Source organism: Streptosporangium sp. NPDC003464 (assembly GCF_053588315.1).
Map to the genome: position 1 here is coordinate 1 of NZ_JBSFPS010000195.1, position 19654 is coordinate 19654.

Genomic DNA, 19654 nt, shown 5'->3' on the forward strand with positions numbered 1-19654 from the left:
GGGTCGACCAGCCGGACGAAGGTCTGGGTGAGCGTGGACTTGCCGGAGTTGATGGCGCTCAAGCACATGGTGCTCAAGCCGTCCGGCCTGACCGTGCCGCAGTACCAGGCGCTCTACTTCCTGGGGCTGAGGGCGGCGGGCCGCCCGGTCCGCCGGCGCCCCGCCCCGGCGGGCGGGCTTTTCGGTCCGCCCACTGCCGCGGACGGGCTTTTTCAGTCTGCCTGACCAGCTTTTTCGGTCCGCCTATTGACAAAGACGTGTTGACGCCTGTTGAGACCGGCCTATTGACGGGGACCCTCCGCAGGCCCTATGGCTCCATCCGGACCGCCCGCCTCCGGAGCCCCGGACGTCACATCTCCGCCAGCGTTAGGTTAGTCTTACCTAAGTCGATATAGGAGGGGTGTGCGGTGGCCACGGGGGGCGTTTCGAGCATGGCGGCCAGGAGCTGCGCGCACCCTCAGGGATGCCACTCGGGCGACCTGCCCGTCCTCGCCAGCGCGACGGTGGGCGCCCGGTTCTGGCTGCTCATCGAGCATTCCGGCCCCTGGGCCTCCCATCTGGAGGACTGCCGGCTCCCCGAGGACGTACACACTCTTATCAAACGGGCCACGAGCCTCGGCATCCGGCCCCAGCTCATCCGCCGCCCGGGGCGCCGGATCCCCTACGGGAACGGCATTCACGTCATGGTCGCCGACTCCACGGCGGCCGAGCCGTGGCTCGCCGAAGGCGTCATCGCAGGTCCGGACGATCTTGACATGGACGCTCTGGTGGCCGGAGTGGTCCCGGAGTCCTGCATACTTGTGAGTGAGCCGGTTTTTCTGGTCTGCACGCATGCCAAGCGCAACGCGTGCTGCGCCCGCATTGGACTACCCCTCGCTCGTTCTCTGGCCGAAGTTTTGCCGGACAGAGTATGGGAAACATCACATGTTGGCGGCGATCGATACGCCGCCAACCTCGTGTGCTTGCCACACGGGCTTTACTACGGCAGCATGTCTCAGGCTGCTGCGGTCGCGGCAGCGAATGCGTACCGGTCCGGCGAGGTCATCCTCGACCGTTTCCGGGGACGCGCAGGCATCCCTGAGCCATTGCAAGCCGTCGAGCATTTCGTCCGCTCCCACACGGGCGAGCTCTCGGTCGGCGGAGTGGCCGTGGAGTCCTCCAGGTCGGACGGCGACACCACCGAGGCTTTCGTGCGCGGTAGTGCCGCTCGTTTTCGGGTAGTGGTTGAACCCATGACGCTAACAACGCCATGTGGTACGGCTTGTGCCGACACGATCACCACCTATCGGCTGGTCGCGCTGGACAGGCTCGCGCCTGTGCGGTACGCCACGTCCGCCCTCACCTGACCTGAGGGAACATCACGGCCTATCCAGGCGTTGGACACAGGGACGCCATAAACGTCCAATGCGGCATCAACCCGAAATACCCTCACTAAAAGGTGGTTTTCTCATGTCTCAGGTACGTCGGCAGACCGCCCGGCCTCGGCCCAGCTGGGGCTGGCAGGATGACGCCGCGTGCCGGGGCGAGGACCTCGTGCTCTTCTTCGGTCCCGACGGCGAGCGTCAGCCTGAGCGCGACATTCGCGAGCGTAAGGCCAAGGCCATCTGCGCCCAGTGTCCCGTACGCGCCGAATGCCTCGACTACGCGCTGTCCCGTCCGGAGAAGTACGGCACCTGGGGCGGTCTGAACGAGGACGAGCGCGCCTCCGAGCGTCGCCGTCGCATGCGCCGCGCCGCCAGCGCCGGCATCAGCGCCGTCGCCTGAGCAGCACCTCCACCCGGCTCTCCCCTCGCGTGTGATCTCGCTGATTCCCCTGCGAGATCACACGTTGTTGTGTATGGTCAGGGTGTTTCGCGGGCCGATCCGCCGATCACGGCCGGTCCGCCGGGGAACACCCGTCGGGGAGGCCGCCATACGCACCACACCGTGGCCGCCTCCCGGACGACTGCCTGCAGCTCCTATCACTGTAAGCCATCATCGACCACCCGCAGACGGCTCAGCCCTGCGGGGGGACCCCCGGGATGTCCCGCCGACCGCGTGAGGGCAGCGGCTTGACCTGGGGGGCGGAGCAGCTGGGACAGCTGCGGTCCGCCCACGGCGCGGTGGTGACGATCCCCTGCCTGCGCCACACGACCGGCCGGCCGTCATCGGCGTGGCACGCCTCGTAGATGTCCTCCCAGACGTGCAGGCAGCGCAGGCACTGGAAGTCCCAGGCCTCGGTGACCTCGTGAATCTCTCGCATGAACTATCTCCTCGCATGGATGTCGTGCTGATCCGGACGGCGGGCCGCCGGACCTATATGCGAGAGATGCTCAGCAGGATCAGCCGATCGGGCTCGGCCTGCGCCGTGGCCGGGGAGCCCCCGGCCATGGCGCCGCGGGCCGGCTGCCCGGCCGCAGGCGGGACCGCTCCCCAGGTCCCCGGTGTCGCGGTCCCTCTGAGCTGCGTGCGCGGTTCACGCTTGCCCTGGGTGTGGCGGGTGACGGGTGCGGCGGGGACGTCGTCGGCGGGCGGCGCGTCACCCGCGACGACCTCGGCGGCCGTCCCCGCGGGCAGCCCGAGAACGTCCGAGTGCCAGCCCAGACAGAGCCCGAGGCAGATGAGGACCGCGATCCACGGAGCCGCCCAGCGGCACCGGGACGACCTCCGTCCACCCGAGTCTGCGATCACACCTAAAGGTTTGCCTACTCACAGTAGTCAAAACCCTACTCTTGGTAAGAGTAGTCGGGTCGCCGGGAACGCGACCGTCGCCGGGCCGCCGAAACGGTGCGGAACGTGGCGGACCGGCGCCGGGCGCGTCCGTCCCCAGGCACCGGAGGGCGCCCCGGCCCGGCCCGTGCCATCACGGGCCGGGACGGGGCACCCCGGCCGTCACGGCCGGTTCCGGCCTGACTTCCGCATCTCCTTGTGGATGATCTTCCACCTGTTCTGCAGCTCCTTGCGGAGCCGGGCGTCGCTCCTGGAGGCCATCCAGGCGGCCTCGCGCTGGAGCTTGTTCCAGCTCTCCAGCCGCCGCTCGGGCAGCGTGCCGTCCTCGATCGCGGCGATCACCGCGCAGCCGGGCTCGCTGTCGTGCCGGCAGTCGGCGAACCTGCACCGCCCGGCGAGGTCCTCGATGTCGGAGAAGACCATGTCCACGCCCTCGCCCATGTCGTACAGGCCGACGCGGCGGATGCCGGGCGTGTCGATGATGAGGCCGCCCCCCTGGAGCGGGATCAGCTCGCGGTGCACCGTGGTGTGGCGCCCCCGGCCGTCACCGGCCCTGACCTGCTGGGTCTCCATCACCGCCGTCCCCGCCAGAGCGTTGACCAGCGTGGACTTGCCGGCGCCCGAGGCGCCGAGCACCACGGCGGTGCGCGTCCCCTCCAGGTAGCCGCGCACGATCTCGACCCCCTCGCCGGTGAGGGAGCAGATCGGGTGCACGTCCACCCCGGGCGCCGCCGTGGCGACCTCCTCCATCAGGTAGTCGAGGCCCTCGCCGATGAGGTCGGACTTGGTGATGAGGACCACCGGCAGGCCGCCGCTCTCCCAGGCCAGCGCGAGCAGCCGCTCGATCCGGCTCAGGTCGGCGGTGTCGGTGGCGTGCAGGGCGGGCTCGGCGACGAACACGACGTCGACGTTCGCGGCGAGCACCTGCCCCTGTGAGTCGCCGGACAGGCCGCCCCGGGAGAGCCTGCCGACGCCACCGCGGACGAAGGCGGTACGGCGGGGCAGCAGCGTCTCCAGCTCGAAGCGGCCCTCCGGGAGCCGGCGGAGACCGGCCCAGTCCCCCACGCAGGGCAGGGCGACGGGGTCGGCGGCGGCGGCCCGCCGTACCTGGGCGCTGTAGTGGGCCTGTGCGTGACCGTCGGCGGTCAGCACTTCGGCGGCGCCGCGATCGACGCGGGCCACCCGGGCGGGGATCAGGCCGGCCGGCAGTTCGGCGGCGAGAGAGTCGTCCCAGCCGAGCGGGGACAGTGTGGACAGACCAGAAATGACTGGCGATGACAACGTGGGTACACCCTTTGTGGAAGCCGGGCGCCCCTGCGTGAAGTGGCTAGGCGGGCACCCGGAGGTTGACGGATGGCAGGCTCGTCACAACGACCCGCATAGTCCTCACCTCCCGTGTCCACGGCCATCTGTCTGCCAAATGGCGTCTTCGGCTGAAGATTAGCGCAGGTCCCCCCATTCCACGCAACCCATTAACCACCCGTCTCACCCCGCGCGCCGCGGCCGGGGCCGCCGTACGGCGCCCGCGGGCGCCCCGCCCCGGCGGCCCGCCGGCCCGTACGGCGGGCGCGCCCGTGAGAAGGCCCCGGGACCCGACGGGTCCCGGGGCCTTCCCGCCGCGGATCAGGTCACAGGCCCGGGGCCGGGAAGTGCGAGGTCAGCTCCGTGACCTCGCCGTGGACCCGGGTGATGACGTGCTTGGCCTCGTCCTCGTCCTTGGCCAGGGCGGTGACGACCTGGTCGATCCAGGCGCCGATCTGGCGCATCTCGGCCACGCCCATGCCCCGGCTGGTCACGCCGGCGGTGCCGATGCGGATGCCCGACGGGTCGAACGGCTTGCGCGTGTCGAAGGGCACGGTGTTGTAGTTGGTCTCCAGGCCGGCCTTGTCCAGGGCCTGGGCGGCGGGCTTGCCGCCGATGCCCTTCGGGGTCAGGTCGAGCAGGATGAGGTGGTTGTCGGTGCCACCGGAGACCAGGTCGAAGCCGCGGCCGTTGAGCTCCTCGGCCAGCGCCTGGGCGTTCATGACGACCTGGCGGGCGTAGTCCTTGAAGTCGTCGGTCGCCGCCTCCTTCAGCGCCACCGCGATGGCCGCGGTGGTGTGGTTGTGCGGGCCGCCCTGCAGACCCGGGAAGACGGCCTTGTTGAGCGCGGTGGCGTGCTCGTCGGAGGTGGCCATGAGCATCGCGCCGCGGGGACCGCGCAGGGTCTTGTGCGTGGTGGTGGAGATGACGTCCGCGTGGCCGACCGGCGACGGGTGGGCGCCGCCGGCCACCAGGCCGGCGATGTGCGCGATGTCGGCGGCCAGCACCGCGCCGACCTCACGGGCGATCTCGGCGAAGGCCGGGAAGTCGATCGTGCGCGGGATCGCGGTGCCGCCGCAGAAGATCAGCTTGGGCCGCTCGCGGAGGGCGATCTCGCGGACCTCGTCCATGTCGACGCGGCCGGTGTCCTGGCGCACGCCGTAGCGGACCGGGTTGAACCACTTGCCGGTGGCCGAGACCGACCAGCCGTGGGTGAGGTGGCCGCCGAAGGGCAGGCCCATCCCCATCACGGTGTCGCCCGGCTGCAGGAAGGCGAGGTAGATGGCGAGGTTGGCGGGCGAGCCCGAGTAGGGCTGGACGTTGGCGTGGTTGACGCCGAACAGGGACTTGGCCCGCTCGATGGCCAGGGACTCGACCTGGTCGATGACCTGCTGGCCCTCGTAGTAACGCTTGCCCGGGTAGCCCTCGGAGTATTTGTTGGTGAGGACGGTGCCGGTGGCCTCCAGGACGGCCTTGGAGACGTAGTTCTCCGAGGCGATCAGTTTGACGGTGTCGGCCTGACGGCGCTCCTCCGCCCTGATGAGCTCGGCGATCTGCGGATCGACACTGGAAAGAGAACTCATGGGGCCTTCACTCCTCTGTCGTCGTTGACGTCGCGAAGACCCAGGCGCACGGCCTTCGCCATTACGCTCCCCGGTGGTCCCTCCCACCCAATGCGCCAGTCGCGTCTTAGACGATAGCGGACTAGCCGGCACGGCCGGCGCGGCCCGCTCCGTCCACCGGCCAGAGCCGGTCCACCTCGGCGTTGAGGGTGGCTCCGATGAGCACGGCCAGCGCGGTGATGTAGAGCCACAGCAGCACCGCGATCGGGGCGGCGAGCGAGCCGTAGATCGAGACCGGGGAGAACCATGCCGCCAGCACCGCGCGCAGCACCGCGGCGCAGGCGATCCAGATTATGAACGCGAGCACCGCCCCGGGCAGCTCGCGCCACCAGCGTGTGCGCACCGGCACGCTCACGTGGTAGAGCAGGGTGAGGAAGAACACCGAGCCGATGATGACCACCGGCCAGTAGAGGCTGTCGACCAGCGGGGCGTAGTCGGGGGGCAGGGCGCCGCGCAGCGCCGCCGGGCCGAGGACGAGCACCGGCATGACGAGCAGCCCGGTCAGCAGGCCCGCGAGATAGAGGCCGAAGGACATCAGGCGGGTGCGGATGATCCCGCGCTCCTCGCCGAGGCCGTAGGCGACCGAGATCAGGTCCACGTAGACGAACAGCGCCCGCGAGCCCGACCAGAGCGCCAGCAGGAAGCCCAGCGAGATCAGCGAGACCTGGTTCTCGGGTTTCAGCACGTCGTCGACGAGCGGGGTGACGACGGTGTCCACGGCGTTGTCGGTGAACAGCAGGTGCGCCTGCGTGTCGATCCACTCCCGGACGCTCTGCAGCGTGTCGGGGCCGAACACCCGGGTGAGCTGACCGAGCACGCCGATCAGGCCGAGCATGAACGGCGGCAGCGACAGCAGCGCGAAGAAGGCCGCCTCACCGGCCAGGCCGGTGACCCGGTAGGTGACGCCCGCGTTGACCGTGGCGCTGGCCAGTGCCCAGACGCCCGTCCCGCGCACCCAGGTGAGCCCGGCGCGCAGCCTGGCCCCCCGCCCGCGCGGCGAGCGCCTGTCAGGCCCGGGGCGGTGCGCCGGAGCATCAGTGGACGTCATGGCACACAACGTATTTCCTAGTGACGCTTGATCACGAGTCCGTCCGGCAACGATCGAATCTCTTGTCCACCGTCCGCGCTACCTGCGATAAAACGCCTCCGGGTCGTCCACGTCGACGATCCGGGCGCCCAGCGGCAGCAGCGAGACCGGGATCAGCTTGATGTTGGCGATCCCCAGCGGGATGCCGATGACCGACAGGAAGAGCGGGATCGAGGTCAGCAGGTGCCCGATGGCCAGCCAGATCCCGGCCACCACGCACCAGATCACGTTCCCCACGGTGGACAGGCAGCCGGCGCCGGGATCGCGCACCACGGTCCGCCCGAAGGGCCACAGCGCGTAGGCGGCGATCCGGAACGACGCGATGCCGAACGGGATGGTGATGATCAGAATGCAGCAGATGACGCCCGCGAGGACGTAGCCGGCGGCCAGCCAGATCCCCGCGAACACCAGCCAGATGACATTCAACAGAGTCCGCATGATTTGAGGATGTCAGGCGGGATCGGGCGGGTTCTATCCGGTCCGTCCCTGAGAAACCCCTGATCCGAGCGGTGCCCGCCCCTTGCCCGGGGGCCCGGCGAAGGCCTGGGCGACCCGTGCCCACGCCCGCGCGCCCTCACCCCGCAGTTCCAGGGAGGTGTCGTCGAGGTGGCGGCGCTGGACCACCAGGAGGCAGAAGTCGAGCACCGGCCCCCTGACCACGTCCGCGGCCCCGGCCGGCCCCGCCGTCCACGGCGACCCGTCGGGCATCGTCAGCTCGACCCGGATCGGCCCGGCCGGCGGCAGGCCGCGCATCGCGAAGCCGTAGGGCATGGCCCGCACCCCGAGCGTCGCCACGTGCCTGAGCCTGGCGGTGGGGACGCGGGCCAGGCCGAGCGCGTCCGCCACGTCCTGGCCGTGGGCCCAGGTCTCCATCAGCCGCGCGGTGACGAAGGACGCGGCCGACATGTCGGGGCCGTACCAGGGCAGCCTGACCCCGGGGTCGAGCCGGGCGAACGCCTCCAGGCCGCGCGCCCTGGCGGCGCGGAACCAGTCGTGGACCTGGCCCGGGGCGAGGCTGCGGGAGGCGGCCGCGATCTCGTCCACCGCCGAGTATCCGCGGCCGAGGAAGGCGGGCAGGGTGGCGCGGAAGCCGTCGGGGTCGGTCGCCGCGGCGGTGGCGGCGTCGTCGAACCAGGCGAGGTGGCTGATCTGGTCGCGCACCGCCCATCCCTCGGCGGGGGTGGGCAGCTCCCAGGCCGCCGGATCGAGCCCGCGGACCATGGCGTCGAGCTCGGCGGTCTCCGCGCGCAGATCGGCCAGCAACTCGCCCAGCAGGCTCACGGCACCTCCCCATCCGGCCAAGGCAAGGGTAACCGAGCGATGTTCTAGGGGATAGTCCCTCGATTCCAGGGGCACCCCACAAGAGTGATCTGCGAACAGTGCAAGGACCGCCGTCACGGCGAGTGCCGGGGCGGCTCATGGTGCGACTGCCAGCACCAGGAGGCCGAGCGGCCCCACGAGTCGGCGCTGGACTGGCCGCGCCAGGGATGATCCGGACAGCCGGAACCGGGCCCGCGGACCAAGGTTGAGCCTGGAGACAGTCCAGAGTGTGGACCCGACATTGGACATCTCAGTCGACCAAGGTATCGTCAGGGACATGCCAGCGGACCCATTGCTCGTCGTGCGACGCCACGTCGACCTCTTGCGTGTCCGCAGTGCCATCTGTTGTGACGTCCGTTGACCGTCGCCCTCCGCTGATTTCACCCAGCTCGGGCGCGCGACAGGCGTCCTCCTTCTTGTGAGTAAGCAACCCCCGCACTCGACGATGAGGCGGTAGGTGCCGTCTGTGCGTGTCCGGAAATCACTCCATCGATCCAAAGGACGCGCAAATGACGACCCCGGCCAAGCCGGCTAACCGCCACCACAAGCGCCCGCGCGGCGAAGGTCAGTGGGCTCTCGGTTACCGTGAACCGCTGAACAAGAACGAGGAGAACAAGAAGAACGACGACGGGCTCAACGTCCGTCAGCGGATCATCGACATCTACGCCAAGAACGGTTTCGACTCCATCGACCCCGCCGACCTGCGGGGCCGGATGCGCTGGTACGGGCTCTACACCCAGCGCAAGCCCGGGATCGACGGCGGCAAGACCGCGATCCTGGAGCCGGAGGAGCTCGACGACCGCTACTTCATGCTCCGGGTCCGGATCGACGGCGGGCGGCTCAACCTGGAGCAGCTCCGCGCCATCGCCGACATCTCCAACCTCTACGGCCGGGGCACCGCCGACGTCACCGACCGCCAGAACATCCAGCTCCACTGGATCGAGATCGAGGCCGTCCCCGACATCTGGAAGCGGCTGGAGGCGGTGGGCCTGTCCACCACCGAGGCCTGCGGTGACACCCCGCGCGTCATCCTGGGCTGCCCGCTGGCCGGGATCGACGACAACGAGGTCCTCGACGGCACCGCGCAGATCGAGGAGATCTACGACACCTACATCGGCGACCCGGCCTTCTCCAACCTGCCGCGCAAGTTCAAGACCGCGGTCAGCGGCTGCCCGGCGCACTGCACCGTGCACGAGATCAACGACATCGCCTTCGTGGGCGTGGTCAACGAGCGGGGCGAGAAGGGCTACGACCTGTGGGTCGGCGGCGGCCTGTCGACCAACCCCATGCTGGCCAAGCGGCTGGGCGTCTTCGTCACCCCCGAGCAGGTCGCCCCGGTCTGGGGCGGCGTGATCGGCATCTTCCGCGACTACGGCTACCGCCGCCTGCGCCACCGGGCCCGGATCAAGTTCCTGGTCAACGACTGGGGCGTGGAGAAGTTCAGGGAGATCCTCGAGACGGAATACCTGGGATACGCGCTGCCCGACGGCCCCGCGCCGGAGCAGCCGCGTGGCGGGCGCCGCGACCACGTGGGCGTCTTCCCGCAGAAGGACGGCAACTTCTACGTCGGCTTCGCGCCCAGGGTCGGCCGCCTCGACGGCGACAAGCTGCACCTGATCGCCGACATCGCCCAGCGGCACGGCTCGGACCGGGTGCACACCACGGTCGAGCAGAAGATGGTCATCCTCGACGTCGCGCCCGACCGGGTCGACAGTGTCGTCGCCGAGCTGGAGGCCAACGACCTGCGGGTCAACCCCTCCACCTTCCGCCGCCAGACCATGGCCTGCACCGGCATCGAGTTCTGCAAGCTGGCGATCGTCGAGACGAAGGCCACCGCCTCCGACCTGATCGACGAGCTGGAGCAGCGCCTGCCGGACTTCAAGGAGCCGCTGACCATCAACGTCAACGGCTGCCCCAACTCCTGCGCGCGCATCCAGGTCGCCGACATCGGCCTCAAGGGGCAGCTCGTCGTCAACGACAAGGGCGAGCAGGTCGAGGGCTTCCAGATCCACCTGGGCGGCTCCCTGGGCGTCAACCCGGGCTTCGGCCGCAAGGTCCGCGGCCTGAAGGCCACGGCCGAGGAGCTGCCCGACTACGTGGAGCGCGTCGTGCGCAACTTCGAGAAGCAGAAGAACGACGGCGAGACCTTCTCCGACTGGGTCCAGCGGGCCGACGAGACGGACCTCAAGTGAGCGGCCCGGCGGGCCGCGGGGCGGGCAGGGTCCGATGAGCGAGCGAGCGGTCCCCTTCCACTGCCCCTACTGCGGCGAAGAGGATCTCGAACCCTACGAGGGCGACGGCGGCTGGTACTGCCGCTCATGCGTGCGCGCCTTCAAGTTGAAGTTCCTGGGAATCGGAGTGCGGTCATGACGCGGAGCGAGCCCGACGCGGTGAGCGCGGTGGTCGGCGAGGCACGGGCGGCCCGCGTGGCGAACGAGGAGTGGTGAGCGACATGACACTGGTGGACATCGAAGTCGGACTACGACAGCAGCGCGGCGCGCTCGACCTGCAGGACATCGTCGAGTCGGCCGCGCAGTTCCTGGAGGACGCCTCCGCCCTGGAGATCATCCGCTGGGCCGCGGCCACCTTCGGCGACCGGCTCTGCCTGACCTCCTCGATGAGCGACGCGCTGCTGATCGACCTGGTCAGCCGGGTCAAACCCGGTGTCGACGTGCTGTTCATCGACACCGGCTACCACTTCGCCGAGACGATCGGCACCCGTGACGCCGTGCGGCAGGTCTATGACGTCAACGTGATCGACGTGAAGCCGTCCCGGACGGTGGCCGAGCAGGAACGCGACCTGGGCCCGCGCCTGTTCGGGCGCAACCCCGACCTGTGCTGCTACCTGCGCAAGGTGGAACCGCTCAACCGGGCGCTGGAGCCCTACCTCGCCTGGGTCTCCGGCATCCGCCGCGACGAGGCCGCCACCCGCGCCGGTGTCAAGGTCGTGGAGTGGGACGCCAAGCGCCAGATGGTCAAGATCAACCCGATCGCCCGGTGGACGCAGGACGACGTCGACAACTACATGGCCGACAACGGCGTGCTCATCAACCCGCTGCACTACGACAACTACCCCTCGATCGGCTGCGCCCCCTGCACCCGCCAGGTCGCCCCGGGCGAGGACCCGCGCAGCGGACGCTGGGCCGGGATGGCGAAGACGGAATGCGGGCTGCATCTATGACGTGGCGCGTCCACGGCACGGCGCCGGCGGTCCCGCTGGTCGCGGTGGCGCACGGGTCCCGTGACCCGCGCGCCGCCGCGACGGTGGAGGACCTGCTCGACCTGGTACGGCGGGCACGCCCCGAGATCCCCGTGCGCACCGCCTACCTCGACCACGCTCCCCCGACGCTCCCCATGGCGCTGTCCGGGCTGGCCGAGGCGGCGGTGCTGCCGCTGCTGCTCACCGAGGCCTACCACAGCCGCGTGGACATCCCCGGCGCGCTCGCCGAGGTGACGGCCCGCCGCCCGCTGCTGCGCGTGCACCGGGGCGCCACCCTGGGCCCGCACCCCCTGCTGCTGACCGCCCTGGAGCGGCGCCTGGCGGAGGCCGGAGTGGCCCCCGGCGACCCCGGCACCGCCGTGGTGCTGGTCTCGGCCGGCTCCAGCGACCGGCGGGCCAACGCGACGGTCGCGGGGATGGCCGGAGAGTGGGCCGGGCGCGGCTGGTGGTCGGTGACCGCGGCCTACGCCTCGGCCGCCGAGCCCACCCCCGCGCAGGAGGTCCGGCGGCTCCTGTCGGCCGGCGCCCCGCGCGTGGTGGTGGCCCCCTACCTGCTGGCCCCGGGCCACTTCGCCGACAAGATCCGCCGTGACAGCCTGGCCGCGGGCGCCGGGGCCGTCGCCGACGTGCTGGGCGCCGCCCCCGAGCTCGCGGCCGTGCTGATCGAACGCTACGAACAGGCGGTGCGGCGGGAGAGGGCCTTCGCGACGGCCTGACCGGTGGGGCTCAGCCGGTCGTCTGACCGGTGGGGCTCAGCCGATCACCTGACCGGTTGGGCTCAGCCGGTCGCCTGACCTGGTGGGGCTCAGCCGGTCCCCTGGCCGCCCTCACCGGCCTGGGCGCACCGGACCACGACGACCCGGCCGGTGGCCGGGTCGACCTGGCGGACATCGTCCCGGCAGGCCGGACGGGCCAGCTCCCTGACCGTGACGGACCATTCGAGGGGGAACCTCTCCGCGCCGGCGAGCTGCCGCTCCCAGCCGTCGAACAGCGTGTCCTTCCGGGCGAACAGCTCTTCGACGGTCATCGCGCCCGCGTCGACCTCGCCCGGCAGCACGGCCACGGACACGATGCGCTCCGCGACCTCGGCGGCCTTGGCGGTCCTGTCCTCCCAGTACCCCGCGTAGGTGAGGCCCTCGGGCCCCTGCCCGCAGAACTGCTCGTGGGGGGCGCCGCCGTCGACCCGGATGACCAGCCGCCGCAGCGGCCCGGCGCACATGACCTGCACCATGATCCGGGCCTCGCCCGCCTCGACCCGGAGCCTCTCGCGCCTCCCCGCCACGCGGTAGTCCCGCCGCGCGATCTCGCCGCGGGGGACCATGTCCTCCCTCCCGGGCCACGAGACCGTCGGCAGGACAGGCGACGGCTGGGCCATGACCCCGGTCCAGAGGTCGTCGGGGACCGGGGTGACGCCGCCCGCGGGCAGGGTGAACGCCATCGCGGCGGCGAGTCCCGCCGCGACCGTGCCCCCCAGGGCCTGGAGGCGGCGGCGCCTGATCCTGCGGGCGCGCCGGTCGACGTCGGCGACGGTCACGCCCCTGGGCGGGCCGTCGCCGCCCTCCTGGCCCAGGATCTCGCGCAGCTCGGATTCGGTGATCGTCAACTCAGCTCCCCGTGGTGATCGCGGCGACCGCCGCGGGATCGACGCGTAGTTTGGCCAGCGCCCGGCTGGCCTGGCTGCGGACGGTCGCCACCGAGCAGCCGAGGATCTCGGCTATCTGCGGGTCGGGCAGGTCGGCGAAGTAGCGCAGGACGATCACGGCGCGCTGCCTGCCGGGCAGCCCCGCCAGGGCGTGCCGTACGGCCTCGCGCGCCCCGATCTCGCCTGTCCGGTCCTCCCCCGCCACGTCGGGCAGCTCAGCCGTCGGCACCTCGGCCCGCCATTTACGCCGCCACCAGGAGGCGTGGGTGTTGGTCAGGATCCGGTAGACGTAGGGGTCGGGGTTGTCGCCCACCCGCCGCCAGGCGAACCATGCCTTGGCCAGCGCCGTCTGCAGAAGGTCCTCCGCCGTGCCCCAGTCGCGGCACAGCAGGTAGGCCGTCTGCAGCAGCCGGGCCGAGCGCTGCTCCACGTAGCGCTCGAAGTCGGCCCGATCTCGCATTCGGGGTCCTCACTGTTCGGTGTCCGTCACCGATCACTACGCGCCGGACCCCCGCAGACGTTGCACGCCCCGTGGAACGCCCCGGCCGGGGACGGCGCCGGCGGACTCCGGACGGCCGGTGAGGAGCGGGCAGCCGACGATCACCCCGACCGCCGGTGAGGACCGGACGGCCGGTGAGGAGTGGAGCCGATGAAGCCGGACGGCCGGTGAGGAGCGGACGGCCGACGATCACTCCGACCGCCGGTGAGGACCGGACGGTCAGTGAGGAGTGGCCCCCGGGTGAAGCCGGGTCCCCGGTGAGGACCGGACGGTCAGTGGGGCCAGTGATGGCCGGGGTGCCCGTGGGGACCCGCGGGAGGGGCCGGCGGCAGGGGAGGCCGGGGCTCGCCCGTGAGCTCGCCGCGCAGCTCGCGCCACTGCTCCCGCCATGCGGCCCAGGGCTTCTTGACGGGCTTGGCCTTGGCGTCGCCGATCACCTTGACGTCGCCCATGACGGCGTACGCCCTGACCCGGATGAGCGGCACGTTCATCCCGGCGGGAGCCTCCAGGACCTGGACCTTCTTGTCCCCCATGATCGCGATGCCCTCAAGGTCGACGTCCACGCCGTCCGGGACGATGATCTTCACATCGCCCATGACCGCGGTGGCCACGATGTCCACCACTCCGGTGCGGACCTCGGCCTCACGCAGGTCGAGCAGGACGTCGCCCATGACGGCGACCGCCCCGAGGCCCTGGTCGATCCGCCACTTGCCCCGGCGCTTGGAGTCGCCCATGACGGCCACGAACCAGCGACGCGCCCGGCCGCCCTGCGGCGCCGGAGCCGGAGCCGGGGCGTAGGCGGGCGCGTGGGAGTGGTCGGCCGACGGCAGGTCCGAGGTGATGACGGCCAGCTCAGCCTGGGTGACGGCGGTGTAGGCCATCTCCGTGCGCTCGGTCAGCTCGCCGAGAGTCAGCCGTCCCTCGACGGAGGCGACCCGCAGCCGTTCGACGACGGCCTCCCGCTCGGTGTCGGAGGCCCGTATCGCACCGGGATCGTTCATGAATCACAACATATCGCGAGTTCTCTCCGCGGTGGATCCTTCGCAAGGAGGAGCTACGGCCCGCGGCGGCCTACATCCCGGGTGCCGGGCGCCGGGCGGCCCGCGGGACGGCCGTGGCCCGGGCCGGCTGAGCCCTCCCACGGAGGCGGCCGACGGCCCTCCCGGCCACCTATTATCCGGAGACATGTATGAAGAACTGCTGGACGCGGTGGCCGGGAACGACGCCGAGCGGGTCGAGCACCTGCTCCAGAGCGGGACAGGCGCCGATCCGGACGGCGCCGGTGAGACGACGGCCCTCTACCGGGCCTCGGTGGACGGCCGGACGGCGATCGTGCGGGCGCTGCTGGCCGCCGGGGCCGACCCCGACCGGATCAGCGGCGGCGAGGAGGAGGGGCTGCCGCTGTGCGGGGCTGCGGCCTGCGGCCACGCCGAGGTCGCGCAGGCGCTGCTGGCCGCCGGGGCCGGGCCCTCCGGCCGGGAGGGCGGCGGGTGGACCGCCCTGCTGTGGGCCGCCTCCAACGGGCGGGCCGAGATGCTCGACCTTCTCCTGGCCGCCGGGGCCGACCCCGAGGAGGCCAACGACAGCGGTGAGACCGCGCTCACCCTGGCCACCCGGCGCGGGGCGCTGGGCGCCGTGCGCGCGCTGCTGGCGGCCGGCGCCGACCCCACCCGCTCCGACGGCGAGGGCGACACGCCGCTGGCCATCGCCTACGACTGGCTGGGCACGCAGTTGGAGAGCGCCCTGCTGGAGCAGGTCACCGAGCAGGCCCCCGAGGACTCCCAGTTCGTCGTGGGCCGCAGCCGCGCCTCCGACGGCACCGACCTGGTGACCGTCACGGCCGTGGGACCGGACGGCGAGCGCGCGGTCGAGGTCGTGTGCCAGCGCGGCCACGCCGCCGTCGCCACCCTCCTGGAGGTCGCGACCTCCGAGCGGCTGCCCTTCGACGAGCTGGTCGAGCGGGCGCTGCCGTACCGGGACATCGACGAGGAGGCCGAGACCTGGTGGACCGTGGCGAGCGCGCTGAGCGAGCGGGGCGACGAGGACACCTTCGAGGCCGCGGCGCGCCTGTGCGTCAGTGAGGACCCGCGCAAGCGGGAGTTCGCCGTCGACGTGCTCGCGCAGTTCGGCTTCACCGACGGCGCCAAGCCCTTCCTCGACCGGACGCTGCCGATCCTACGGCGGATGGCCGCCACCGAGGGCGACGAGCGGGTGCTGCGCTCGGTGCTCGGCGCGCTCGGCCACCACGCCGACCCGCGGTCGCTGCCCGAGGTGCTGGAGATCATCACCGCCGACGGCTGGACCCGCACCCAGGCCGACCCGGCCGCGCTGGCCGCCGTCCTGCCGCCGGGCCACGCCGAGGGGCTCGCGCTGCTCGTCTCCATGACGGAGGACCCCGACGAGGAGGTGCGCGACTGGGCGACCATGGGCCTGGCCGGGCTGACGGAGGACACCGAGCAGATCCGTGACGCGCTGGCCGCGCGGCTCGACGACGAGGACCTGACCACGGTGGCCGAGGCCACCCGCGGCCTGGCCGCCCGGGGCGACTCGCGCGCCCGCAGAGGCGTGGCCCGCGTGCTCGCCGAGAGCGACGAGGACGACGACTACGTCCGCGACCTGGTCCGCGAGTCCTAGGACACGGCCGGGCGGGGGGCTGGTCCGCGCCGGGCCCGGGGGCGCCGGTGGCCCGGCTCCCCCCGGACGTGTGAAGATCATGGAATGGGTGCTGAGATGGGGACAGCACCCGGTTACGGGTCCAGCTGAGTTCATCGGAGGCCGCGCGTGACCCATGACGTCTTCAACCAGGTCCCCCCGCTCACCGGTCACGACGTGTCCGCCGACCCCGCGCTGCTGGCGGGGACGGCCCGCGAGAACGCCGGCTGGGCCACCGAGGAGCTGCGCCGGCTCGGCACGCTCGCCGGGTCGGAGCAGGCCGGGGAGTGGGGGCGGCTGGCCAACGAGCATCCGCCGGTCCTGCGCACCCATGACCGCTACGGCCACCGGATCGACGAGGTGGACTTCCACCCCGCCTGGCACGAGCTGATGACCGTGGCGGTCGAGAACGGCCTGCACGCCGCCCCGTGGTCCAGTGCCCGGCCCGGCGCGCACGTGGCCCGCGCGGCCAAGTTCTACCTCTGGAGCCAGGTGGAGGCGGGGCACGGCTGCCCGATCTCCATGACCTACGCCGCGGTCGCCGCGCTGCGCCACAGCCCCGCGCTCGCCGCCGACTGGGAGCCCCTGCTGACCTCCCGCAGCTACGACTTCGGGCTGCGCCCGCCGCTGGGCAAGCGCGGGGTGCTCGCGGGGATGGCGATGACCGAGAAGCAGGGCGGCTCCGACGTCCGCGCCGGCACCACCCGGGCCGAGCCCCTGGGGGACGGCGGTTACGCCCTGACCGGGCACAAGTGGTTCAACTCCGCCCCGATGTGCGATGTGTTCCTGGTCCTCGCCCAGGCCCCCGGCGGCCTGTCGTGCTTCCTGCTCCCCCGGGTCCTGCCCGACGGCACCCGCAACGCCGTGCGTCTGATGCGGCTGAAGGACAAGCTGGGCAACCGGTCCAACGCCAGCGCCGAGGTGGAGTATCACGGCGCGGTCGCCTGGCTGGTGGGCGAGGAGGGCCGGGGCGTGCGGACCATCCTGGAGATGGTCAACATGACCCGGTTGGACTGCGTGATCGGCTCGGCGGCCGGCATGCGCTACGGCGTGACGCAGGCCGTCCACCACGCCACGCACCGCGGCGCGTTCGGCAGGAGGCTGATCGACCAGCCGCTGATGCGCAACGTCCTGGCCGACCTGGCCCTGGAGTCGGAGGCCGCGACCACCCTGATGACGCGGCTGGCCGGGGCCACCGACCGGGCCGTCGCCGGGGACCGGGCCGAGAGCGCGCTGCGCCGCACCGCGCTGGCGGTGGGCAAATACTGGGTGTGCAAGCGCGGGCCCGTCCACGCGGCCGAGGCGCTGGAGTGCCTGGGCGGCAACGGCTACGTCGAGGAGTCACAGATGCCCCGGCTGTTCCGCGAGTCGCCGCTCAACGGCATCTGGGAGGGCTCGGGGAACGTGGCGGCACTGGACGTGCTGCGCGCGCTGGGCCGCGAGCCGGAGACGCTGGAGGCGTTCTTCTCCGAGGTCACGCTCGCCGCCGGGGCCGACCGGCACCTGGACGAGGCCGTCGACCGCCTGCGCAAGTCCCTGGGCGACCTGACCGACATCGAGGCCCGCGCCCGCCGCGTCGCCGAGGACATGGCCCTGGTCCTGCAGGCCTCCCTGCTCGTACGGCTGGCGCCCGCGGCCGTCGCCGACGCCTTCTGCGCCTCCCGTCTGGCCGGTGAGGCGGGACGCGCCTTCGGCACCCTCCCCCCGCGCCTGGATCTGGACGCCCTCATCGAACGGGCCGTCATCTGACCCACCCCTGACGCCTCTGGTGGTAGGCCGCCACGGCCGCGGCGGCCCCGCCGTCGCCGGCCAGCAGCCGGACGAGCCGGTCGAGCCTGCGGCTCGCGCAGAGCGCGTAGGTCTCGGCCCACCACTCGGAGGGGTGGTCCCGGTAGCGGTCCAGGCCGAGCAGCGGACGGCAGAACCGCATGATCCTGCGCCACTCCGGGGTCCGGTCCGTCTCGTCCAGGTCGCACAGCGCGTGCCCGATCATGTGGTGGACCAGCGCCCCGGACGAGTGCGCCCCGCCGGCGATGACGACCGTGCGCCCCATGTAGAGGCCGGCGGAGTCGGCCACCCGGGCGTCGCAGGAGCCGTCCGGCTCCGGCTGGTCGGCGAGCGTGTCGGCGCCGAGCCAGATCCCGTCGAGGTCCTCGGCCAGCCGGGTCGCCAGGTGCACGGGGAGCCCGGCGAGCTCGTCCACCGCGGCCACCAGCTCCCGCCGTGGCGCCCCGGACCAGTGCCGGCGGATCACCCGCTCCAGCACTCCGCAGTCGCGGGTGCCGTCGCGGGGCAGCGGCTCGCGGTGGCCGGGGTAACCCGTCTGGTTCCAAGGTGGGATCCGCATCCGGGGCGCTCCGTTCTGCCGGGAAGTGTTTCCGGTGGTAAACGTCCGCCGGAGCGGCGTTCATTACAGGCAGATGCGCGGATGTTCGTTGTGGAAAGAACGCGATCCCTTACCGGCGCGTGCCCCATCCGCCGGTCTACTCTCATATCTGCGAAAACCGGTCGGATATCGCCGCCGCGATTGGCCCCTCGAAAAGGACTAATCATGAGAATCAGCTCCAGGAGACCGGGCGCGGCATGCGCCGTCCTCCTCTCGGGGATCCTCGCCGCGGCCCCCGGCACGGTCTCCGGTGCGCTCCCCGGCACGGTCTCCGGCGCGACCTCCCGCGCGGCCGCGCCGTCCCGGTGCGAGTCCGACACCGCCCGGGCGGTCGCCTCGCAGCTGGAGAGGGCACCGGAGGGGCGGTTCGTCCCGCCGGACACGCTCTCCTACGGCGACGGCGCGGAGGTGATCACGTTCCGGCCGCCGTCCTGCGGCGCCGCCCGCCGGGGCGCCGAGCGCGACTGCGACGAGGACGGCGTCCTCGACAACGCGGTATGCCTGTACGACCGCCGGGCGTTCGAGGGATCCCGTCAGGCCGTCAAGGTGACCGGGCCGATAAAGCTGAACGGGACGGGAATTATCATGTCCATAAAAAACGACCGCCCTTTCGTTTTTCTCGTCCGGCGGAGCCCGGACGAACGCGGGAGCTGTTTCCCGCCGGGCGGGGGCTACGGAAACACCGACCACGTGGGCGCGTGGCGCTGGGTGAACGCCCATCCCACCCTGCGCGACTGCCGTGATCTCTGAATCCGCGCGCCCGCCGGGCCCCGGACGGCCCGGCGCTCACCCGCCGTCCCGGGCCGCCGGCCGCGACCGGCCGGTCACCGCGTCCGCCCCTCGCCGTCGACCCAGCCGCTGACGGCGTAGGTCCGATACTCCTCGACTGCCGGACGGAGGGACCCGGCGTCGCCGGCGAGCCTGATGAGCTCGGTCGCCAGCAGCCCGCCCGTGGCCGGGCTGACGACGAACACCCCCAGCAGCGGCCCGTCCTCGAATCCGAACCCCCGCCCCGGCCTCCCCGACCGGTCCCTGAGCGGCCCGAGCGAGCGCAGGTCGCCCTGGCGGGCGAGGACCCGCCACAGCGCCGCCGCCAGCTCCGGCTCGACCACGTCGTGGGAGTGGAGGTTCTCCATCGCCCGGACGAGGCGGCGCGACCCCGCGATCGGCCAGACGGGCTTCTTCTTTGATAAAAACGGACAATGCGGGGTGGGG

The 19654-nt window shown here is 71.9% G+C and carries 22 protein-coding genes and 1 riboswitch; of the genes, 10 read left to right on the top strand and 12 right to left on the bottom strand.

The window, feature by feature from the left end; translation table 11 throughout:
- The 3 genes from ACWDS7_RS33320 to ACWDS7_RS33330 all read left to right on the top strand — a co-directional run.
- Window positions 1-225, top strand: a 225-nt coding sequence (locus ACWDS7_RS33320; protein ID WP_451932494.1) for a hypothetical protein, incomplete at its 5' end; no start/stop codon positions are given.
- Window positions 226-683: 458 nt separating this feature from the next.
- A complete protein-coding gene (locus ACWDS7_RS33325) occupies window positions 684-1346 on the top strand; it encodes a sucrase ferredoxin (RefSeq protein WP_306867758.1) in 663 nt (220 codons plus the stop codon).
- Between the two features lie 103 nt (window positions 1347-1449).
- On the top strand, window positions 1450-1764 hold the full coding sequence (locus ACWDS7_RS33330; protein WP_012893126.1) for a WhiB family transcriptional regulator: 315 nt from the start codon (window positions 1450-1452) through the stop codon (window positions 1762-1764).
- A 232-nt stretch (window positions 1765-1996) separates the two neighbouring features.
- Here the strand turns inward: ACWDS7_RS33330 and ACWDS7_RS33335 are convergent, their stop codons facing one another.
- From ACWDS7_RS33335 to ACWDS7_RS33365, 7 genes are all read right to left on the bottom strand, one after another.
- Entirely contained in the window at window positions 1997-2242 is a 246-nt protein-coding gene (locus ACWDS7_RS33335; protein WP_306867753.1) for a hypothetical protein, read from the bottom strand.
- Window positions 2243-2295: 53 nt separating this feature from the next.
- Window positions 2296-2670: a hypothetical protein gene (locus tag ACWDS7_RS33340; RefSeq protein ID WP_451932495.1), complete on the bottom strand. Its 375-nt coding sequence runs from the start codon at window positions 2668-2670 to the stop codon at window positions 2296-2298.
- A 201-nt stretch (window positions 2671-2871) separates the two neighbouring features.
- The gene (gene rsgA, locus ACWDS7_RS33345; protein WP_451932496.1) at window positions 2872-3990 is read right to left on the bottom strand and encodes a ribosome small subunit-dependent GTPase A; all 1119 of its coding nucleotides are present in this window, start codon (window positions 3988-3990) and stop codon (window positions 2872-2874) included.
- 347 nt (window positions 3991-4337) lie between these two features.
- Window positions 4338-5594, bottom strand: a complete 1257-nt coding sequence (gene glyA / locus ACWDS7_RS33350) for a serine hydroxymethyltransferase (RefSeq protein WP_306867749.1) — start codon at window positions 5592-5594, stop codon at window positions 4338-4340.
- 31 nt (window positions 5595-5625) lie between these two features.
- Window positions 5626-5707: riboswitch (ZMP/ZTP riboswitch) on the bottom strand.
- 8 nt (window positions 5708-5715) lie between these two features.
- A complete protein-coding gene (locus tag ACWDS7_RS33355) occupies window positions 5716-6681 on the bottom strand; it encodes a YihY/virulence factor BrkB family protein (RefSeq protein WP_451932497.1) in 966 nt (321 codons plus the stop codon).
- Window positions 6682-6759: 78 nt separating this feature from the next.
- Window positions 6760-7158 carry a YccF domain-containing protein gene (locus ACWDS7_RS33360; RefSeq protein ID WP_306867745.1) on the bottom strand — a complete coding sequence of 133 codons (399 nt, stop codon included), beginning with the start codon at window positions 7156-7158 and terminating at the stop codon, window positions 6760-6762.
- Window positions 7159-7191: 33 nt separating this feature from the next.
- Window positions 7192-8001, bottom strand: a complete 810-nt coding sequence (locus ACWDS7_RS33365; protein WP_451932498.1) for a TIGR03084 family metal-binding protein — start codon at window positions 7999-8001, stop codon at window positions 7192-7194.
- 548 nt (window positions 8002-8549) lie between these two features.
- On the opposite strand from ACWDS7_RS33365, the gene ACWDS7_RS33370 reads away from it, so the two are divergent.
- From ACWDS7_RS33370 to ACWDS7_RS33385, 4 genes are all read left to right on the top strand, one after another.
- Window positions 8550-10232: a nitrite/sulfite reductase gene (locus ACWDS7_RS33370; protein WP_451932499.1), complete on the top strand. Its 1683-nt coding sequence runs from the start codon at window positions 8550-8552 to the stop codon at window positions 10230-10232.
- 34 nt (window positions 10233-10266) lie between these two features.
- Window positions 10267-10410 carry a hypothetical protein gene (locus ACWDS7_RS33375; RefSeq protein WP_012893136.1) on the top strand — a complete coding sequence of 48 codons (144 nt, stop codon included), beginning with the start codon at window positions 10267-10269 and terminating at the stop codon, window positions 10408-10410.
- An 82-nt stretch (window positions 10411-10492) separates the two neighbouring features.
- Window positions 10493-11221, top strand: coding sequence for a phosphoadenylyl-sulfate reductase (locus tag ACWDS7_RS33380; RefSeq protein ID WP_306875619.1), 729 nt, complete (start codon window positions 10493-10495; stop codon window positions 11219-11221).
- Window positions 11218-11976, top strand: coding sequence for a sirohydrochlorin chelatase (locus ACWDS7_RS33385; protein WP_451932500.1), 759 nt, complete (start codon window positions 11218-11220; stop codon window positions 11974-11976). Before ACWDS7_RS33380 ends, ACWDS7_RS33385 begins: the two co-directional genes overlap by 4 nt.
- An 89-nt stretch (window positions 11977-12065) precedes the next feature.
- Here the strand turns inward: ACWDS7_RS33385 and ACWDS7_RS33390 are convergent, their stop codons facing one another.
- From ACWDS7_RS33390 to ACWDS7_RS33400, 3 genes are all read right to left on the bottom strand, one after another.
- On the bottom strand, window positions 12066-12863 hold the full coding sequence (locus tag ACWDS7_RS33390) for a hypothetical protein (RefSeq protein WP_451932501.1): 798 nt from the start codon (window positions 12861-12863) through the stop codon (window positions 12066-12068).
- A gap of 1 nt (window position 12864) precedes the next feature.
- Entirely contained in the window at window positions 12865-13362 is a 498-nt protein-coding gene (locus ACWDS7_RS33395; RefSeq protein ID WP_306867733.1) for a SigE family RNA polymerase sigma factor, read from the bottom strand.
- Window positions 13363-13673: 311 nt separating this feature from the next.
- On the bottom strand, window positions 13674-14402 hold the full coding sequence (locus ACWDS7_RS33400) for a DUF1707 SHOCT-like domain-containing protein (protein WP_451932502.1): 729 nt from the start codon (window positions 14400-14402) through the stop codon (window positions 13674-13676).
- Between the two features lie 184 nt (window positions 14403-14586).
- Between ACWDS7_RS33400 and ACWDS7_RS33405 the strand changes: the two genes are divergently transcribed.
- Together ACWDS7_RS33405 and ACWDS7_RS33410 are read left to right on the top strand one after the other, a co-directional pair.
- A complete protein-coding gene (locus tag ACWDS7_RS33405) occupies window positions 14587-16035 on the top strand; it encodes an ankyrin repeat domain-containing protein (RefSeq protein ID WP_451932503.1) in 1449 nt (482 codons plus the stop codon).
- Between the two features lie 147 nt (window positions 16036-16182).
- The gene (locus tag ACWDS7_RS33410) at window positions 16183-17802 is read left to right on the top strand and encodes an isovaleryl-CoA dehydrogenase (protein WP_451932504.1); all 1620 of its coding nucleotides are present in this window, start codon (window positions 16183-16185) and stop codon (window positions 17800-17802) included.
- On the opposite strand, the gene ACWDS7_RS33415 is transcribed toward ACWDS7_RS33410, so the two are convergent.
- Window positions 17795-18400 carry a hypothetical protein gene (locus tag ACWDS7_RS33415; protein WP_451932505.1) on the bottom strand — a complete coding sequence of 202 codons (606 nt, stop codon included), beginning with the start codon at window positions 18398-18400 and terminating at the stop codon, window positions 17795-17797. The genes ACWDS7_RS33410 and ACWDS7_RS33415 overlap by 8 nt on opposite strands.
- A 204-nt stretch (window positions 18401-18604) precedes the next feature.
- Here ACWDS7_RS33415 and ACWDS7_RS33420 point away from each other — a divergent pair, with 204 nt between their 5' ends.
- Window positions 18605-19189: a hypothetical protein gene (locus ACWDS7_RS33420; protein WP_451932506.1), complete on the top strand. Its 585-nt coding sequence runs from the start codon at window positions 18605-18607 to the stop codon at window positions 19187-19189.
- A 74-nt stretch (window positions 19190-19263) separates the two neighbouring features.
- Here ACWDS7_RS33420 and ACWDS7_RS33425 read toward each other — a convergent pair.
- Window positions 19264-19654: hypothetical protein (locus ACWDS7_RS33425; protein WP_451932507.1), on the bottom strand; the 391-nt coding region annotated here is incomplete at its 5' end.